We start from the raw sequence: 18,251 nt of genomic DNA on the forward strand, positions 1-18,251 counted from the left end.
GGCGAAACGCCCGAAGATAATACAAAACTACCCATTTTCCGGGTGCCAGGGCATATAATAAGTATTCATGCAGTCAATGACGACGAGACAGAAATGCCAGTGCGGTGGCAAAAAAATCGTCGATACTGCCTCAAGTCGTCTCTTCTTTGATTTTAATCAGCAAGGGCAGGCCATTAATTCGGCACATTTCATGCTTCTTTTTTATTGATTATCTTACTTTTGGGCAGCAAGGATACAGGGGAAATCATGCTTACGTTTATCGAGCTCCTTATTGGGGTCGTGGTCATCGTCGGTGTAGCGCGCTACATCATTAAAGGGTATTCAGCGACGGGCGTGCTGTTTGTCGGTGGCCTGACGCTGTTGATTATCAGCGCGTTGATGGGCCATCAGGTTCTGCCCGCCAGCGAGGCCAGCACCGGCTATACCGCTACCGATATCGTGGAATATATTAAGATTCTGCTTATGAGCCGCGGCGGCGATCTGGGCATGATGATTATGATGCTGTGTGGCTTTGCTGCCTATATGACCCATATCGGTGCCAATGATATGGTGGTCAAGCTGGCCTCTAAACCCCTGCAGTACATTAACTCCCCTTACCTGCTGATGGTGGCGGCCTACTTCCTGGCATGCCTGATGTCGCTCGCGGTGTCATCGGCGACCGGGCTTGGAGTGCTGCTGATGGCAACGCTGTTCCCCATTATGGTCAACGTGGGGATCAGTCGTGGTGCAGCCGCGGCAATCTGCGCCTCGCCAGCGGCAATCATTCTCTCCCCAACCTCCGGCGACGTTGTGCTGGCGGCAAAAGCGGCGGAAATGTCGCTCATCGACTTTGCCTTTAAAACAACGCTGCCCATTTCGATTGTGGCTATCGTTGGCATGGGCATCACGCATTTCTTCTGGCAGCGCTATCTCGATAAAAAAGAGAACATTAACCACGAAATGCTGGATGTGAGTGAAATCACCACAACCGCCCCGGCGTTTTACTCCATTCTGCCGTTCACGCCGATTATTGGCGTGCTGATTTTTGACGGCAAATGGGGCCCGCAGCTGCACATTATCACCATCCTCGTGATCTGCATGCTGCTGGCCGCTCTGCTGGAGTTTGTGCGAGGCTTCAATACACAGAAAGTGTTCTCCGGCCTTGAAGTGGCGTATCGCGGAATGGCAGATGCCTTTGCCGGGGTCGTGATGCTATTGGTGGCCGCAGGCGTGTTTGCGCAGGGGCTGAGCACCATCGGCTTTATTCAGAGCCTCATCTCCATTGCGACGTCGTTCGGCTCAGCCAGCATTATTCTGATGCTGGTGCTGGTCGTGCTGACCATGCTGGCGGCAATGACCACCGGCTCCGGTAACGCGCCGTTCTATGCATTCGTTGAGATGATCCCAAAACTGGCGCACTCCTCCGGTATCAACCCGGCGTACCTCTCCATTCCGATGCTGCAGGCATCCAACCTGGGGCGCACCATTTCCCCGGTTTCCGGCGTCGTGGTTGCGGTGGCCGGGATGGCAAAAATCTCGCCTTTCGAAGTGGTGAAACGCACGTCGGTGCCGGTCCTGGTCGGGCTTATCATCGTGATTATTGCGACGGAGGTACTGGTGCCAGGCGCCGCCTGAGCCTCCTGCCTGTTGCCAAAAAAGCGCCTGCGGGCGCTTTTTATGCTTTAATAACTTCCAGAAATATTTCGCTCTCACCGATCAGGAAATCACATGTTCAGGAAGGATATCGTTATCCCGGCTGGCGCTATGGCGCTCGCACTCTGCGCACTCAGCGCACACGCAGAACCGCTCAAGGCCACACAGTATGGCGATTTCGATCGCTACGTTCTGGCACTCTCCTGGCAAACCGGTTTTTGTCAGAGCATGGCTGAGCGCAACCGCAACGAGCCGGAGGAGTGCCGCCTGCAAAAAGAGAGCGCGAATAAAACCGATTTCCTGACCGTTCACGGGCTATGGCCCGGCTTGCCTAAGTCTGTCGCCGCGCGTGGCGTGGACGAACGCCGCTGGATACGTTTCGGCTGCGCCACCCGCCCCATTCCAGACATGCCGGAAGCAAAAGCCAGCCGCAAATGTGCCGCAGCCGAGACAGGGCTTTCATTGTCTGCTGCCGCAAAGCTGAACAGCGTGATGCCCGGCGCGGGCGGCACGTCCTGCCTCGAACGGTATGAGTACGCCCGGCATGGAGTCTGTTTTGGCTTCGATCCCGACGCCTATTTCGGCACCATGGTCCGTATGACTCAGGAGGTCAAAAGCAGTGCCCTGGGGACATTCCTCGCCGGGAACTACGGCAAAACCGTTAACCGCAGCGCCTTTGATGACGCAGTGGCTAAAAGCTGGGGCAAAGAGAGCGTGAAGGCGATCAAGCTCACCTGTAATGGCAACCCGGCGTATCTGACGGAAATGCAAATCTCGCTGAACGCCAGCACCATTAACAATCCGCTCGCGGCGGCCTCCTTCGCGCCACGCCCGCATCCCGGTAACTGCGGCAAACAGTTTATTATCGATAAAGTCGGCTACTGACCCTCCTGCCGGGCAGCTTCTGCCCGGCAATTCATTCCTTTCCCTTATATGACGACCCGCGTCACACTTCCGGCTATACGCATCATTTTTCCAGCCAATGCATTATTTATCCGGTAAACAGCGCCAGATCCTCCCCGCCATAATCAAGGCGTTACCTACAGGAGGAATTACACATGGCTAAAAAATTGATTGCACTTTGCGCCTGCCCAATGGGCCTGGCACACACCTTTATGGCCGCACAGGCGCTGGAAGAAGCGGCGGTGGAAGCGGGCTATGAGGTCAAAATTGAAACGCAGGGCGCGGACGGCATTCAGAACCGCTTAACGGCGCAGGACATTGCCGAAGCTGACATCATTATCCACGCCATCGCCATTACGCCGGAAGATAACGAACGCTTTGAAACGCGCGACGTTTACGAAATTACGCTTCAGGATGCTATTAAAAATGCGGCTGGCACCCTGAAAGAGATCGAAGAGTTGATTGCTGCAGAACAACAATAATCCTCAACCTCAGGGGTTTTCGTCATGGCATTAAAAAAACGCAGTGCGGTGCGCCCGGTAGAGGGCGATACGCTCGCCATTAAGCCGGCACCCGTCGCGGCAGGCAATACGTTCTGGAAAGAGCTGCCTCAGCACATTATGTCGGGCATTTCCCGCATGGTGCCAACGCTCATCATGGGCGGGGTAATCCTCGCTATTTCGCAGCTGATCGCCTACGTCTGGCTGGAGATCCCGCCAGACACCGGTATTCTTGACGCGCTTAACTCGGGCAAATTCACCGGGTTTAACCTGTCGGTGCTGAAATTCGGTTATCTGACCGAGTCCTTTGGCGGGCTGCTGTTTAGCTTCGCCATCCCGATGTTCGCCGCGTTCGTCGCCAACTCCATCGGCGGCAAACTGGCCTTCCCGGCCGGCTTTATCGGCGGTCTTGTCGCCACCCAGCCTACGCTGGTGCTGAATTTCGATCCTGAAAAACTCACCTGGCTTGCCACCAAACCGGTGCCGTCGACCTTTATCGGCGCGCTGATTATCGCCATTGCCGCAGGCTACCTGGTGAAATGGCTGAACACCCGCATCAACCTCCCACAGTATTTGCTGGCGTTCAAAAGCACCTTCCTGATCCCGATTCTCTCCGCCCTGTTTGTGATGCTGGCGATGTATTACGTCATCACCCCGATTGGCGGCTGGCTCAACGCCGGGATGCGCGCCCTGCTTCTCGCCGCCGGTGAAGCAGGCTCGATGATGTATGCCATCGGCATGGCTGCGGCCACGGCAATTGACCTTGGCGGCCCGATCAACAAAGCGGCCGGGTTCGTCGGGCTGGGGCTGACGACCGATCACGTTTTGCCGATAACCTCCCGCGCGGTGGCGATCGTTATCCCACCGATTGGTCTGGGGCTGGCAACGCTGATTGACCGCCGCCTGACCGGCAAACGCCTGTTTAGCCCACAGCTTTATCCGCAGGGCAAAACCGCCATGTTCCTCGCTTTTATGGGGATCAGCGAAGGGGCAATCCCGTTCCTGCTGGAAAACCCGCTCGCGACGCTGCCAGCGTACATGATCGGTGCCATAGCGGGCGCGATGACCGCCACCGCCCTGGGTGCCGTGCAATGGTTCCCGGAATCTGCCATCTGGGCATGGCCGCTGGTGACCAATCTGGGTGCGTATATGCTCAGCATTCTGGTCGGCGCGGTCATTACGGCCCTGCTGGTGGTGACTATCCGTAACCACATGCATAAACGCGGAAAACTCTCCGTCGATACGCTGTAACGGGATAACGAGATGGATTTACTCACAACGCTTCGCCACTGGCTGAAGGCCGAAAAGCTGGATGGCGTGCTGATTGCCTCACGGCAGAACAAACAGCCCCATCTGGGCTTGTCCACCGGTTCGGGCTATGTGCTGGTTACGCGAACCGCCGCGCATATTCTGGTGGATTTTCGCTACTACCACGACATCGCCTCACGTGCGGAAGGCTACCGGATGCACTTGCTTGATGCGGAGCATTCGTTTGCCGGGGTGGTGAACCAGTTGATTGCCGACGAAGGGCTTTCGCGGCTGGGCTTTGAAGGCGAACACGTCAGCTGGCACACCGCCTGCCAGTGGCGCGACGCGCTGAATGCGACGCTGTGCGGGATCTCTCTCGACGCCCTGCGACAGATTAAAACCGCGGACGAAATCGCCCGGATCCGCGCGGCGTGCCGCATCGCCGACGACGCCGCGCATCATATCCGCCGCTTCATTCAGCCGGGGTTGCGCGAGCGCGAGGTCGCCGCCGAGCTGGAGTGGTTTATGAAGCAGCAGGGCGCAGATAAGCCCTCCTTCGATACTATCGTTGCCAGCGGGCCACGCGGCGCAATGCCGCACGGCAAAGCCTCCGATAAGATCATCGACGCGGGCGAAATGGTCACCCTCGATTTTGGCGCCCAACACCAGGGATATTGTTCGGATATGACGAGGACCTTCCTTGTCGCCAGACAAGGCCAGACACCCGAGGCGCATCCGCTCTACGCGGTTTACCAGACCGTGCTGGCGGCGCAGCTTGCGGCCATCAATGCCATTCGTCCCGGCGTCCCCTGCCATGCGGTGGATGCTGCTGCCCGGGAGACAATCGCGCGCGCAGGCTACGGCCCGCAGTTCGGTCACAACACCGGGCACGCTATCGGTATTGATGTCCATGAAAATCCGCGATTTTCCCCCACAGACGCCACGCTGCTCAAACCCGGCATGCTCCTGACCGTGGAGCCTGGCATCTACCTTGACGGTGTGGGCGGCGTGCGGATTGAAGACGTGGTGCTGGTCACGCACACCGGGGCCGAGGTGCTCTACACCATGGACAAAACGCTACTGATGACGGGAGAACACTGATGGACAAGGAATTACTGCGCGCGTTAAGCGAAGCCGATGCCATTGCCGCGTCGGAGCAAGAGGTGCGCGACATCCTGATTAACGAAGCACACCGCTATCACAAAGACGTTCAGTTCGACGGCCTCGGCTCGGTGCTCATTCGTGTGAATCAGAGCAACGGGCCAAAGGTGATGATTTGCGCCCACATGGACGAAGTCGGTTTTATCGTACGCAGTATTTCGCGTGAAGGAGCCATTGATGTCCTGCCGATTGGCAACGTCCGCATGATGGCCCGCACGCTTCAGCCCGTACGCATCACCACCCGCAACGGGCTAAAAATCCCGGGCCTGCTGGACGGCGATCTGAAAGGTGAAACCGTAGACAACCTGCGCGTGGATATTGGCGCAACCTCAGCCGAGGAGGTCTACGCTGCGGGCATAGATGCGGGCGACCGCGTGACGTTCGATACGCCTTTCCAGACGCTTCCCCATAACCGGGTGATGGGAAAAGCTTTCGACGATCGCCTCGGGTGCTATCTGCTGATCACCCTGCTGCGCGAGTTGCATCAGGCCCCGCTCGACTGTGAACTGTGGCTGGTAGCCAGTTCCAGCGAAGAGGTTGGGCTTCGCGGAGGGCGCACCGCAGCCCAGGCCATTCAACCTGATATTGCGCTGGTCCTTGATACCGCCTGCTGGTCGAAAAACTTTGACTACGGTAACGCGAACCACCGTCAAATCGGTGCTGGCCCGATGCTGGTGCTGTACGACAAAACGCTTATCGCCCCACCGAAACTGACCGCGTTTATTGAATCGGTAGCGCGTCCGCTGGGGATCCCGCTGCAAAAAGATATGTTCAGCAACGGCGGCACCGACGGCGGCGCCATTCACCTGTCCGGGACGGGCGTTCCCGCGGTGGTGTTAGGCCCGCCAACCCGACACGGGCACTGCGCGGCCTCGATCGCCGACGAAAAAGACATTAACCAAACTCATCAACTGCTTGTCGCCCTGGTGGCGTGTATGAATCGTGAGACCGTGGCTCACCTGACGGACTTCAGGTGCTGATCTCACGCGTTAAGGAGAGCGTATGATTTCTATTGAATTTTCCTGCCCGCTGCCCAACGGCCTGCACGCCCGTCCGGCGTGGGCGCTTAAAGAGCAGTGCAGCGTCTGGCGCAGCGATATCCGTTTTATCAATAACCGGCTTAACACCCAGGCGGATGCCAAAAGCTCGCTGGCGCTGATCAGCACCGGCACGCTGTTTAACGACAGCTGCGTGCTCGAAATCAGCGGCAGCGACGAAGAGCAGGCCAGACGCGTGCTTGAACAGTATGTAAACACGTCGTTCATCGACAGCGACAGCATTCCGTCAGGGGATGCGCCGCACGTCGCACATCCTCTGCCCCGTTCGCTGATGCGGCTTAATCCGCAGCTGCAGCACGCCATTACGCTTGCCAGCGGCATCGGTAGCGGAACGCTGCGGGCCTGGCAGAGTGATAATCTCCATCGCTATCGTCAGATACCGGCCTCGCCGGAGGATATCACCCGTCTGGAGCACAGCCTCGCCACGCTGGCGGAGCAGCTTAACCAGCGCCTGCGCGGGCTGGGGGGTGAAAGTAAAACCATTATCAGCGCTCATCTGTCGCTGATTCAGGACGACGAGTTTGGTGGCAATATTCGCCGTCTGATCGGCGAAGAACGGCTGAGCCTTGCAGAGGCGATCATTGGCAACATGGAGCAGATTTGCGACAAGCTCTCCCATTCGGCCAGCGATTACCTTCGCGAGCGCGTCAGCGACATCCGTGATATCAGCGAACAACTGCTGAGCATTACCTGGCCTGAGCTTCAGCAAGCATCCGTATTTACGCTGGATGCGCCCACGATTCTGATGGCGGAAGATTTAACCCCGAGCCAGTTTTTAAGCCTTGATACCCGCTATCTGAAAGGCATGGTGCTGGAAAAAACCGGGCGAACGTCGCATACACTGATCCTGGCCCGCGCCGCTTCCATTCCGGTACTCAGCGGGGTAACCATTTCCTCCCTGACACCGTTTACCGGCGACGAGGTCATTCTTGACGGCGTGTGCAGCGTACTGGTGGTGAAGCCTGATGAGGCGGTGAATCACTACTACAGCGTGGCGCAGCGGCTTGCCGATAAACGCCACCAGCAGCAGCTCAAAGACGCCGGGCGTCCTGCGCTGACCCGGGACAATGTTGCCGTGGATATTGCCGCTAATATCGGCAGCGCCCTGGAAGCCCCCGGCGCGTTCGCCTGTGGCGCGCAGGGCGTTGGGCTGTTCCGTACCGAAATGCTCTACATGGATCGCGATACCGCCCCGGATGAGCAGGAACAGTTTGAAGCCTATCAGCAGGTGCTGCTCTCGGCTCAGGGTAAACCGGTGATCTTCCGCACCATGGATATCGGCGGCGATAAACAGATCCCGTATCTCAATATCCCGCAGGAGGAGAACCCCTTCCTCGGCTATCGTGCGGTACGCATCTACCCTGAATTTGCTCACCTGTTCCGTACCCAGCTGCGGGCGATTTTACGCGCTGGCGCCAGCGGAAATGCCCTGCTGATGATCCCCATGGTCCACAGCCTCGACCAAATTCTGTGGGTAAAACAAGAGCTGCAAAACGTCCGCGAGGAGCTGACGTCACAGGGGCTGCGTCACACCCCGGACCTGCCGCTGGGCATCATGGTGGAAGTCCCGTCCGTCTGCTTTATCATCGATCACTTCTGCGACGAGGTGGATTTTTTCAGTATTGGCTCAAACGACATGACCCAGTACCTCTACGCCGTCGACCGTAATAACCCGCGTGTCTCGCCGCTGTATAACCCGATCACACCGTCATTTTTACGCATGGTGCGCCAGATCGTCACCGCTGCCCATCGCCACGGAAAATGGGTTGGGATCTGCGGCGAACTCGGCGGCGAACGTCGTTATCTGCCTCTGCTTCTGGGGTTGGACATCGATGAATTTAGCATGAGCGGGCCGCGCATCCCTGACGTGAAAACGTTGCTCCGCCAGCTTGAGCTAAGCGCGTGTCAGACCCTGGCAGAACGTGCCTGCGAGTGCCGCAGCGCAGAGGAGATCGAAGCGCTTCTGGCGGAATTCACCCCTGAAGAGCCGCCGCGTCCACTGCTGGCGCAGGAGACAATCGTCTTCAACGAACCGCTGGCTTCCAAAGAGCAGGTGCTGCAATTTTTATGCGGCAATCTGGCTATCCACGGACGCACAGAACACCCGCTCGAGCTTGAAGAAGATCTCTGGCAACGGGAAGAGATTGTCACCACCGCCGTCGGGTTAGGGGTGGCGATCCCGCATACCAAATCCCAGTGGATACGCCACTCCAGCATTAGCATTGCCCGTCTGGAGAAGCCGATTGACTGGGAGTCGGATATGGGAGAGGTCGAGCTGGTGATCATGCTGACGCTGGGTACTCAGGAAGGAAACAACCACGTCAAGGTCTTCTCTCAGCTGGCCAGAAAACTGGTCAACAAGGCGTTTCGCGCGTCGCTTTTTGCGGCCGACTCGCCGCAAAGCATGCTTGACCTGCTCAATGCTGAAATCACCTTCTGACCGCTACTGAAATCGCGTGCGGTACTCCCCCGGCGTCAGGCCAAACTGACGCCGGAACAGACGGCAAAAGTAGTCGCTGTCGGGATAGCCGCAGCGCTTCGCCACTTCCCCCACCGGCAGGTGATATTTTTGCAGGATCGTCCGCGCTTTTCCCATACGCACCCAGCGAACATAGTCCACAAAACTCATGGTGCCCTGCTGCGAAAACAGGCGCGAGAGATGGTTGGGCGAGATGTTAAACAGGGCGGCAACGCTTTCACGGGTCAACGCCCCCGCATAGTTGACCTGGATCCAGCTGCAGATGCTTTGATAGAGAAAATCGCCGCGCGACATCCCTGGCTCGGGCAGAGAAGAGACCCGTTTACGGCACCAGTTCAGCAGGCCCAGCACCAGCGGCTGGATAATATCCTGGTCCTGCGGGGAGGCACTGAGATGGGTAAGCGCCGTCAGCATGGCCGCACACTCCCCCCTTTCCGGATGCGGAAGCTCTACTTTTCGCTGCGGCTCTACGGCCTGCCCGCTGCGGGCATCCTGAAATGCCAGCCCAAGCCACGACGGGGCAAAAATAATGCTCAGCAGCATAACTGGCCGGGCAAACGTTGGCGAACAGACGGTGCGTGACGGGAGAAACAGCATCTCCCCCTGGCGAATCGCTTTTTGCTCGGCAATGAGCAGGTTGCCGTACTCGCCGCGCAACACCACATCGAGCCGCGGCCATTCGAGGGCCACGGTCCCGGAGGAGGTGGATGACGGGCGATGGGCAAACCAGACACGTCCAAGCTGCTGGGGATTGAGGACCAGCCCGCTAAACAGGTCGGCAAAGAACTGTTGATCGGCAGGCAGGCTGTTATCGCGCATCCGGGCGAACCAGGTCGAAGCGATGGGTATCGCTGATTGCGTAATAGGCCGTTGGCCCGCCCGCGCGCAGGATCGGCTGCGCTTTCGCCGTCTGGTAAATCCCCTCCTCCAGCAGCGTTTCGGCAATATGCACCCCGACCACTTCGCCCAGCACCAGCCAGGTGTCAATCGGCGTACCTTCGGCCCCCGTGAGCTGAATACACTGGGACAGGCGACACTCAAAGTTGACCGGACTTTCCGCCACGCGCGGCGCGCTGACAAGCTGGCTGGCGGCTGGCGTCAGCCCGGCAAACGCAAATTCATCCTCGCCGGGCGAAAGCGTCGCGGACGTTTCGTTCATCGCTTCGGCCAGACTGCGCGTTGCCAGGTTCCACACGAACTCACCCGTTTCGGTAATATTGCGAACGCTGTCTTTCCAGCCATTGCTGGAAAACCCAATGATCGGCGGACGATAGTTAAAGCAGTTAAAGAAGCTGTAAGGGGCAAGGTTTCGCTGACCGGCGCGGTCGCACGACGCGATCCAGCCGATCGGACGCGGACCAATAATGGCATTCAACGGGTCATGCGGCAGGCCGTGCCCCTGAGAAGGTTGATAAAAATACATGAGGCTCTCTCACTGGTGGGGCAGATACGAATGACGCTTCGCTCAGTGCCCTGATTCAGGACACTCAGCGTAACGCAATCCGCACGAAATTAGGACTGAATAAATTTCAGCAAATCGTCATTAATCTGATGCTTATGGGTAGTGCAAATGCCGTGAGAGCCGCCAGCGTACACCTTAAGCTCCGCGTTCGGCAGGATCTCCGCAGCCACGCGCCCGCAGGTGTCGATCGGCACAATTTGATCGTCATCGCCGTGGATCACCAGCGTAGGGATGGTCATCTTCTTCAGATCTTCGCGCAGGTCCGTCTCCGAGAAGGCTTTCACGCAGTCGTACAGCGCCTTGATCGACCCCTGAAGCCCCTGCTCCACAAAACTTTCACGTACCGCTTTAGACTCTTTTGCCCCCGGGCGGTTGTAGCCATAAAACGCAGCGGTCAGCTCGTAGAAGAAGGCCGCCCGGTCGTTCACTACCCCTTCGCGAATACCATCAAAGACCTCTTTTGGCACGCCGTCCGGGTTAAAATCGGTTTTGATCATAATCGGCGTCACGGCCCCAATCAGCACCGCCTTAGCGACGCGATCGGTGCCGTGGCGGCCGATATAGCGCGCCACTTCCCCACCGCCCGTCGAATGCCCAACGTGCACCGCCTCTTTCAGGTTAAGGTGCGCGGTCAGCTCGGCCAAGTCGTCCGCGTACTGATCCATCGTATGCCCGTCCCACGGCTGCGCCGAGCGCCCGTGACCGCGGCGGTCGTGGGCAATAACGCGAAATCCTTTCGACCCCAGATACAACATTTGATCTTCAAAGGCATCGGCGGTTAACGGCCAGCCGTGGCTGAAGACAATCGGCTGCCCGCTGCCCCAGTCCTTAAAATGCAAATAACTGCCGTCTTTCAGGGTAAGTTTGTCGTAATTGCTCATGAAATCTCCTGACAGGAAACACGGAAGGCGGATAGTCGCCCACAAAGGGCGCTTAAAAAGAATAATGCAAATTGGCAAGGCAGCACGTTTTTCGCCAAAAATTCATATGGCGTATGAATGTGACCTTCATCACTTCAAACTTGCGTCTTCAGCCAGTATCATCAGGAGAGTTAAACCCTCGCTGCCAGACGGCGAGGGTTTTCTTTTGGATTGGTTTCTGCGTAACACGCAGCATTCACGACATGGAGTAAGAAATGTCCAGACCTAAAATTATCATTAATGAGCTCGACGCAGAACGTATCGACCGCCTTCTGGAAAAACCAGAATACGCCTCACTCCCGGTTGCCGACGCCCTCAACGAGGAGCTTGATCGTGCGCAGATGTGTACGCCTGAGTCCATGCCGCATGACGTAGTGACGATGAACAGCCAGGTGACGTTCCGCAACCTGACCACCGGTGAAGAACTGACCCGTACGCTGGTCTACCCGGCGCAGATGACCGACAGCGCCACGCAGCTTTCGGTTCTGGCCCCCGTCGGCGCGGCGCTGCTGGGTCTGCGTACCGGTGATACCATTCACTGGGACCTTCCGGGCGGTGCGTCTACCCATCTGGAAGTGCTCGCCCTGCTCTACCAGCCAGAAGCCGCCGGTGATTACCTGCGTTAATCCCTTCTGAACAAGCGCCTGTCCGCTTTGCACAGAGGATGCCAGGCATCCTCTTTCCGCTTTTTACGCATTTCACCCAAACGTCCTATATCGCCGAAAAACGCCGTCATCCACGCTTAATCTGTTTGCGTCGCGCGGAAACGCTTATGGGTGAAATAGCGTCCATCACACTGGTTTATTTGGTTTTTTTGGCGGTCATCGTCATGGCCGTGCTTTACCTGGAACGTCACTGGTAAGCGAGCCGGGTTACACGACCCCGCCGGGAAAGGCGTTCACCAGCCCTTTCACCTTCTGCTCTGCCGCCTCCGGCGTGTCTGCGCCAGGCACCAGGATAACCTTCCGGCACTCCTCTTCGCGTTTTTCGAAAATTTTGTAGGCACGTTCGGCATCGGTCAGCGGCAGATAGTGCGTCACAATCTCTTCCGGGGTAAGCAGCCCCTGTTCAATAAGCGGCAGTAGCTCGCCCAGCCAGGCATGGACGTGCGTCTGGCCCATTTTGAACGTAATGCCCTTATCGAAGGCATCGCCAAACAGGAAGCCGTGAATAAACCCGGCATATACCCCGGGTACGCTCACCACGCCGCCACGACGCACTGCGGCAATGCACTGGCGCAACGCTTTACCGCTGCTTCCCTCAATTTTGAGGTTGCTCAGGATAGTTTCCGTGGTGCTGCCCTTCGCTTCAAAGCCGACAGCATCAATCACCGCATCCACGCCGCGCTGGCCCGCCGTCTGTTCGATGATTTTCTCCGCCGCATCGTTGTCGTCGTCGAAGTTGATCGGGATGGCGCCGTAACGTTCTTGCGCAAACCGCAGGCGGTACGGGTGATGATCCACCACAAAGATTTGCTCAGCGCCTGCCAGCCGCGCGCAGGCAATGGTGAGAAGACCCACCGGCCCCGCCCCGAAAACGGCAACGCTTGAACCTTTACCCACCTGCGCGTTTTTCACCGCCTGCCAGGCGGTAGGTAAAATGTCAGACAGGAAAAGCGCTTTGTCGTCGGAGAGCAGCTGCGGCACTTTAAACGGCCCCACGTTGCCTTTCGGCACGCGCACGTACTCCGCCTGCCCGCCCGGCACGCCGCCATAAAGATGGCTGTAGCCAAACAGCGCGGCGGGTGCGGGGATTTGCTTTTTGTTCAGCGCAGCGCCCTGCCCGGCGTTGGTTTTTTCGCAGGCGGCGTACTGGTGCATCTGGCAAAAGAAGCAGTCGCCACAGGCAATGACAAAGGGGATCACTACGCGGTCGCCCTTCTGAAGGTTCTTCACGTCCCGCCCGCTTTCAACCACTTCGCCCATAAATTCATGACCAAAGATATCGCCATGTTCCACCTTAGGGATCTTCCCGCGATAGAGATGCAGGTCAGAGCCGCAGATGGCGGTGGCCGTCACGCGCAGGATGATATCGTCAGGCTGCTCAATGACAGGATCGGGGACATTCTCAACGCGAACATTGTGCGGACCGTGATACGTCAATGCCTTCATACGACCTCCGAAAGGATGTGGGTAAGCTACTAAAAGGGTAGCTACCTCTCGGGCATCCCCCCGAAATCCGCACCTTTTGAGATTTATCCTGGTGATATAAAAAAGTGCTGTTGAGGTTACAGAAAGCATAACTATTTTATGGTTGAATGATTTCAGCGTTAATAAACAAGGAGAAACGGGTATGTATCAGACAATCATTATGCCGGTTGATGTTTTTGAGATGGAGCTAAGCGACAAAGCCGTTCGCCACGCCGAGTTCCTGGCGCAGCAGGACGGGATTATTCACCTTTTGCACGTATTGCCCGGCTCGGCGAGCCTGAGTTTGCACCGCTTTGCCGCCGACGTGCGTCGCTTTGAGGAACACTTACAGCACGAGGCCGAAACGCGGCTGCAGACCATGGTCGGGCACTTCAGCATCGATCCCTCCCGCATCAAAACCCACGTCAGGTTTGGCAGCGTGCGTGATGTGGTTAACGAGCTGGCCGACGAACTGAAAGCTGACGTGGTGGTGATCGGCTCGCGCAATCCTTCGATTACCACGCACCTGCTGGGGTCCAACGCCTCAAGCGTGATCCGCCACACCCATATCCCGGTGATGGTGGTGCGCTAAACGCCCGTAAAAAACCCCGCTGATGCGGGGTTAGTTTTATCAGTACAGGTGTCCGATGTTCACGATGGTGCTGACTGTATCACCGAAGAAGGTCAGGCGGCTGAGCACGACCCCCACCAGCAGAATCGCGAAGATCGCTTTCTGCTTCGGCTGGCGCGTCAGCGTTAATCCACATCCCAGCAGGCAGCAGACCAGGCTACCCAGATAGAGCGGTGAGCTTAACCACGCCTGCGCCGTCATCTTCACCACCGTGCCGCCGCTCAGCCAGATAACAGGCGCGGCGATCATCAGTGCCATCAGGGCGATAACACCCTGTTGCAGAGCGCGATGGGAGGATTGCAGCCCGAGCAGCGGCGTGGCGGCGCAGCCCATCACCCAGACGGTAGCGAAAAACAGCATCATGGTGATGCCGTTGGCAATCGCCTGCATGGCGGGCGCGGCATAGGTCATGCCCTGCACAACCACCAGCAACACCCCAAACAGGGACGCCAGCAGCGCAGCGCCTTTATTGCCTTTGGTGAGGAAGGCCAGGCCGATGGTCCCCCCGTAGATCGTCGCGCCGAGAATTTCACGGCTCAGCCAGGCGTGTTTCAGGTTGATCAGCGCGTTATAGGCGTGTTCCGGGTGCGCCAGGTGCAGGATCGCCGCAACGGACGCTACCCCAAGGATCGCACCGGTGATCAGCCAGTACAGGCGGTTACCTTCGATCTCGCCGCGCAGCGTCCGCCAGGTGAGGAGTAACGTCATCCCCACAGACATCTGGCTCAGCACGGTAAAAATCACCAGCGGCAGTTCATACTTTTCCATTATTTATCCCCCGGCTGTTTTGGCTGACGGGCAAGAATAAAGCGCGTACCCGGATTAAGCTGCGGCATATGCGGGAAGCCCGGCGGATACTGCACCGCGTTGTTCGGCAGCGGATCGGCGTCCAGGTCGATAAGCGTCAGCGCCCCTACCGGGCAGGCGTTCACGCAGGCCGGATTCATGCCGATATCCAGACGTTCGTAGCACATGCTGCACTTCTCGGCTTTTTGCGTCTCTTCGTTAAAGCGCGGCGCGCCGTAAGGACAGTTGCGAATGCAGTTTTTACAGCCAATGCAGCGCTCAGGATTATGCACCACCACGCCGTCATCACGTTTGGTGTAGGCTTCCACCGGGCAGGCGGCCAGGCAGGCCGGATTTTCACAGTGGTTACAGGCCAGCGAGAAAAACGCGCGCTCTTCGTGCGGGTAAATGGCTTTATCCAGCGGATAGACATAGCGCCAGAAGCGGTCCGGCTCCAGCTGGTTAAAGCTTTTACAGGCCATCGCGCACCCACGGCAGCCAATGCACTTATCACTGTTCACTAAAAATGCGCGTCTCATGCCTCTACTCCTTCATTTGCAATGAGGACAATGTCAACAAACTGGTCATGAATGGCCGCACCGGGCGCGCCGGTTGCCATCAGGCCCATATCGGCCGGGGTGTCTTTCACCACGTTTTGCACGTTGTAACTGAGCTTGTTAAACCAGGATTCATACATCACCAGGAAATCCTCCGGCACGTTGGTGGTGACCTTCGCGCGCAGTTCAACTTCACCGATCTCGTTAAATACCCGGACGGTAGCCAGATCGCGGATGCCTTTTTTCTTCGCGGCGACGGGATGGATATAGACGAACGGCTCCGGCCAGAAGACCTGCATCCAGTCGAGGTTGACGAACTGCGAGTGCAGGCCGTACTGCAGATGCGGCGTAAAGAGGTGGAACGGCAGTTTACCCTCGGCGGCAGGCAGATATTCCGGCAGCGCCTTGTGGCCGTTTTTCTCGCACAGCTCAGAGAGGAACTCGTACTTGCCGGACGGCGTTTTGAATTTGCGATCGTACCAGGCGGCGCTGCTCGGCATTTTGGCCTTCACCGGGCCGTCCAGCAGGTCGTCCCACGAGCTGATGCCGAACTGTTTCGCCAGCCCGTCGTTAAACTCGAGGTCCAGCCATTTTTTCTGATCGACATCCTGCGGGAAGGTGCATGAACCCGGCTCCATTTTGTTGATGGTGCGCGAGAGCAGCACGGCAATATCCAGGTCGCTCTTGCATTCGTACATCGGCTTGATGGCCGGTTCGTTCACCGTCAGCCAGTAGTGCCAGTAAGAGGACGAGGCGCTCCAGTGCTCAAAGGTCGTGGTGACAGGCAGAACGATGTCGGCGTGCTGTACCGTCTCGTTAAAGAACTGATCCACGCACACCACCATCTCCAGCTTCTCGAACGCTTTTTCCATTTTGTTGCGATCGAAATCCTGCGCGAACGGGTTCTTACAGGCGACCCACAGCATGCGAACCGGCGGATCGTTAGCGTCAAGAATGCTCTGTGCGGTCTGGTTCAGGTTCAGCGCGCGGTCTGAATACTGACTTTTCTCGCCGCTGTCGCTGACAAACTCGCCAACCGGACCCGCGGCACCCGTCATACCGACGGAGCCAGCCGGTGGCTTTTGCGCCATCGCATGGTAGTTATAGCCCCAGGTTTGCAGATGGCCGTAGCGCGCCCCGCCGCCTTCAACCCCGATGTTACCCGTCATCGCCACAAAGGCATCGATGGCGCGCACGTTCGCCCCGCCGTTGACGTGACGCTGCATGCCGTAGCCGATCCAGACGGTGGCGGGCTTAACGGCGGTAAACTCGTCCGCCAGCTGCCGGATAACGTCCGGGGCCAGCCCACAAATTTCGGACGCCCACTCCACCGTAATGTTGTTGCGCAGGTACTGCTCAAACTCGGGATAGCCGTGGGCGAACTGGGTCACAAATTCCTGATCAACGCGGCCTAAATCCAGCAGGTGACGTGCCATGCCCAGCGCCAGCGCGCCGTCAGAGCCGGGACGCACGCGCAGATAGAGATCGGCTTTTGCGGCGGTTTGCGAGAACAGCGGATCGATAACCACGACCTTCGCCCCTTTCTCGCGCGCCTGATAGATGTATTTCATCGAGTGCATGGAGCACCAGGCCGGGTTCGCGCCCCAGAGAATGATGTATTTGGCCTTCACCATATCTTCCGGGTCGTTACACCACATGTCGCCCATATCGTAATGCTGGGCGTCAATCCCGGCAGGCCAGCACGGGGTACCGGCAAAGCGGGTGGTGTATCCCAGAGAAGACATCATCCCTTCCACGGCGTAACTCATCACGCCGAGGTTGCCGGAGTATTTGGTCAGCGCCAGGCCCAGCAGGGAGCCATCTTTCTTTTTGATCTCCAGCATTTTGCTGGCAATGCGCTGCATCGCCTCATCCCAGGAGATGCGTCGCCACTTACCGCTGCCGCGTCCGTCCTGAATCATCGGATACTTAATACGGTCCGGGGAATAAACGCGTCGCGGATAGGTCAAGCCTTTCACGCACGGCGCGCCGTGGGTGTAGGTCGATTCGCTCGCCCCCTCCACGAAGGTGATGACATCGTCCTTCACCCAGGTTTTCAGGCTGCAGGTGTCATAACAGTTACGCGGACAGGCATTGCGAAAGATTTTGTAGGTTTTAGGGTTAAACGGAATCGGCGGCTGGGCCATCGCGCAGCGGGAAGATAATAACCCGCCAGGCAGTGCCGCAACGGTACCTAATGCAATCAGACCTTTTAAAAAGGAGCGCCGGTTTAGCTGTCCTTTATCAATGCTCATAATATTACTCTCGTTTTTAATTCATCTAACCAATTAGTAAGTTGCAGGGCGACATCTCTTATTGCAGATGTTTTCGCATTGTTATTAATGTTGTCGATAAATGCGGGCAGCCACAGCGCCAGATGGCCCGTTATAAAGCGGGTCAAAGCGTCATGATATTGCGGTAAATGACGAGCGTGGGCACAGAGCATAACCACCAGCTCCAGCTCGATGCTGATATGGTCGTCCGGTGCCGCGCTGTCCTCCCCCACCACCAGACCCACGCTGTCTAAGAATTCGCGTACGTTAAGGGTTGTCGGCCCCATAACCAGCGGCTCCTCGTCGAGCCAGACCGAGGCGTAAGGCGCGGCCAGCGGTGCCATCGGCCCGACAAACAGCGCGCTGAAATCGTACTCCATCTCCAGCCAGGCGCTGTCGTCCCATGCTTTACACTGCGGATAAAGCTGACGCAACGCCCGCTGTCGTGCCGTCATTTCTGCGGCGCTAAAAAAATCGCGTAAGGCTAACCCGGTTAATTCAAATAATGACAG

The 18,251-nt window shown here is 57.6% G+C and carries 18 protein-coding genes; 10 read left to right on the forward strand and 8 right to left on the reverse strand.

Going from position 1 to position 18,251, the window contains the following annotated elements; translation table 11 throughout:
* Positions 1–246: 246 nt before the first annotated feature.
* From dcuC to ptsP, 7 genes are all read left to right on the forward strand, one after another.
* Entirely contained in the window at positions 247–1,614 is a 1,368-nt protein-coding gene (gene dcuC, locus I6L58_RS06190; protein WP_042320960.1) for an anaerobic C4-dicarboxylate transporter DcuC, read from the forward strand.
* 93 nt (positions 1,615–1,707) lie between these two features.
* Entirely contained in the window at positions 1,708–2,517 is an 810-nt protein-coding gene (rna, locus tag I6L58_RS06195; RefSeq protein ID WP_006177122.1) for a ribonuclease I, read from the forward strand.
* Between the two features lie 173 nt (positions 2,518–2,690).
* Complete coding sequence (locus I6L58_RS06200; RefSeq protein ID WP_058610653.1) at positions 2,691–3,017, forward strand: PTS fructose transporter subunit IIB; 327 nt, start codon at positions 2,691–2,693, stop codon at positions 3,015–3,017.
* Positions 3,018–3,041: 24 nt separating this feature from the next.
* Positions 3,042–4,286: a PTS fructose transporter subunit IIC gene (locus I6L58_RS06205; RefSeq protein WP_088207692.1), complete on the forward strand. Its 1,245-nt coding sequence runs from the start codon at positions 3,042–3,044 to the stop codon at positions 4,284–4,286.
* Positions 4,287–4,298: 12 nt separating this feature from the next.
* Positions 4,299–5,384: an aminopeptidase gene (gene ypdF, locus I6L58_RS06210; RefSeq protein WP_088207693.1), complete on the forward strand. Its 1,086-nt coding sequence runs from the start codon at positions 4,299–4,301 to the stop codon at positions 5,382–5,384.
* A complete protein-coding gene (ypdE, locus tag I6L58_RS06215; RefSeq protein WP_058610650.1) occupies positions 5,384–6,424 on the forward strand; it encodes an aminopeptidase in 1,041 nt (346 codons plus the stop codon). The genes ypdF and ypdE overlap by 1 nt, the downstream gene beginning before the upstream one ends.
* 22 nt (positions 6,425–6,446) lie before the next feature.
* Entirely contained in the window at positions 6,447–8,942 is a 2,496-nt protein-coding gene (gene ptsP, locus I6L58_RS06220; RefSeq protein WP_088207694.1) for a phosphoenolpyruvate--protein phosphotransferase, read from the forward strand.
* A gap of 3 nt (positions 8,943–8,945) precedes the next feature.
* On the opposite strand, the gene I6L58_RS06225 is transcribed toward ptsP, so the two are convergent.
* The 3 genes from I6L58_RS06225 to I6L58_RS06235 all read right to left on the reverse strand — a co-directional run bounded on the left by I6L58_RS06225 (position 8,946) and on the right by I6L58_RS06235 (position 11,324).
* The gene (locus I6L58_RS06225; protein WP_088207695.1) at positions 8,946–9,800 is read right to left on the reverse strand and encodes an AraC family transcriptional regulator; all 855 of its coding nucleotides are present in this window, start codon (positions 9,798–9,800) and stop codon (positions 8,946–8,948) included.
* Positions 9,790–10,404 carry a flavin reductase family protein gene (locus I6L58_RS06230; protein ID WP_088207696.1) on the reverse strand — a complete coding sequence of 205 codons (615 nt, stop codon included), beginning with the start codon at positions 10,402–10,404 and terminating at the stop codon, positions 9,790–9,792. Before I6L58_RS06230 ends, I6L58_RS06225 begins: the two co-directional genes overlap by 11 nt.
* Before the next feature lie 89 nt (positions 10,405–10,493).
* Positions 10,494–11,324 (reverse strand): alpha/beta fold hydrolase, encoded by an 831-nt coding sequence (locus tag I6L58_RS06235; protein WP_088207697.1) that lies wholly within the window; start codon positions 11,322–11,324, stop codon positions 10,494–10,496.
* A gap of 254 nt (positions 11,325–11,578) precedes the next feature.
* Between I6L58_RS06235 and rnk the strand changes: the two genes are divergently transcribed.
* Both rnk and yldA read left to right on the forward strand, forming a co-directional pair.
* Complete coding sequence (rnk, locus tag I6L58_RS06240; protein WP_006177112.1) at positions 11,579–11,989, forward strand: nucleoside diphosphate kinase regulator; 411 nt, start codon at positions 11,579–11,581, stop codon at positions 11,987–11,989.
* 146 nt (positions 11,990–12,135) lie between these two features.
* Positions 12,136–12,225 (forward strand): small membrane protein YldA, encoded by a 90-nt coding sequence (gene yldA, locus I6L58_RS23045; protein WP_366928102.1) that lies wholly within the window; start codon positions 12,136–12,138, stop codon positions 12,223–12,225.
* 10 nt (positions 12,226–12,235) lie between these two features.
* Here yldA and I6L58_RS06245 read toward each other — a convergent pair whose 3' ends face one another.
* On the reverse strand, positions 12,236–13,474 hold the full coding sequence (locus tag I6L58_RS06245) for a zinc-dependent alcohol dehydrogenase (RefSeq protein ID WP_006177110.1): 1,239 nt from the start codon (positions 13,472–13,474) through the stop codon (positions 12,236–12,238).
* Between the two features lie 181 nt (positions 13,475–13,655).
* Here I6L58_RS06245 and uspG point away from each other — a divergent pair, with 181 nt between their 5' ends.
* The gene (uspG, locus tag I6L58_RS06250) at positions 13,656–14,084 is read left to right on the forward strand and encodes a universal stress protein UspG (RefSeq protein ID WP_088207699.1); all 429 of its coding nucleotides are present in this window, start codon (positions 13,656–13,658) and stop codon (positions 14,082–14,084) included.
* 39 nt (positions 14,085–14,123) lie between these two features.
* On the opposite strand, the gene I6L58_RS06255 is transcribed toward uspG, so the two are convergent.
* From I6L58_RS06255 to I6L58_RS06270, 4 genes are read right to left on the reverse strand one after another with little or no spacing between them, the layout of a single operon-like run.
* Positions 14,124–14,891 carry a dimethyl sulfoxide reductase anchor subunit family protein gene (locus I6L58_RS06255; RefSeq protein WP_088207700.1) on the reverse strand — a complete coding sequence of 256 codons (768 nt, stop codon included), beginning with the start codon at positions 14,889–14,891 and terminating at the stop codon, positions 14,124–14,126.
* Positions 14,891–15,448 carry a 4Fe-4S dicluster domain-containing protein gene (locus I6L58_RS06260; protein ID WP_042320954.1) on the reverse strand — a complete coding sequence of 186 codons (558 nt, stop codon included), beginning with the start codon at positions 15,446–15,448 and terminating at the stop codon, positions 14,891–14,893. Before I6L58_RS06260 ends, I6L58_RS06255 begins: the two co-directional genes overlap by 1 nt.
* Positions 15,445–17,721 carry a molybdopterin-dependent oxidoreductase gene (locus I6L58_RS06265; RefSeq protein ID WP_088207701.1) on the reverse strand — a complete coding sequence of 759 codons (2,277 nt, stop codon included), beginning with the start codon at positions 17,719–17,721 and terminating at the stop codon, positions 15,445–15,447. The genes I6L58_RS06260 and I6L58_RS06265 overlap by 4 nt, the downstream gene beginning before the upstream one ends.
* Positions 17,718–18,194 carry a TorD/DmsD family molecular chaperone gene (locus I6L58_RS06270; RefSeq protein ID WP_254082146.1) on the reverse strand — a complete coding sequence of 159 codons (477 nt, stop codon included), beginning with the start codon at positions 18,192–18,194 and terminating at the stop codon, positions 17,718–17,720. The genes I6L58_RS06265 and I6L58_RS06270 overlap by 4 nt, the downstream gene beginning before the upstream one ends.
* Positions 18,195–18,251 lie beyond the last annotated feature (57 nt).

Source organism: Enterobacter cancerogenus (assembly GCF_019047785.1).
GTDB lineage: Bacteria > Pseudomonadota > Gammaproteobacteria > Enterobacterales > Enterobacteriaceae > Enterobacter > Enterobacter cancerogenus.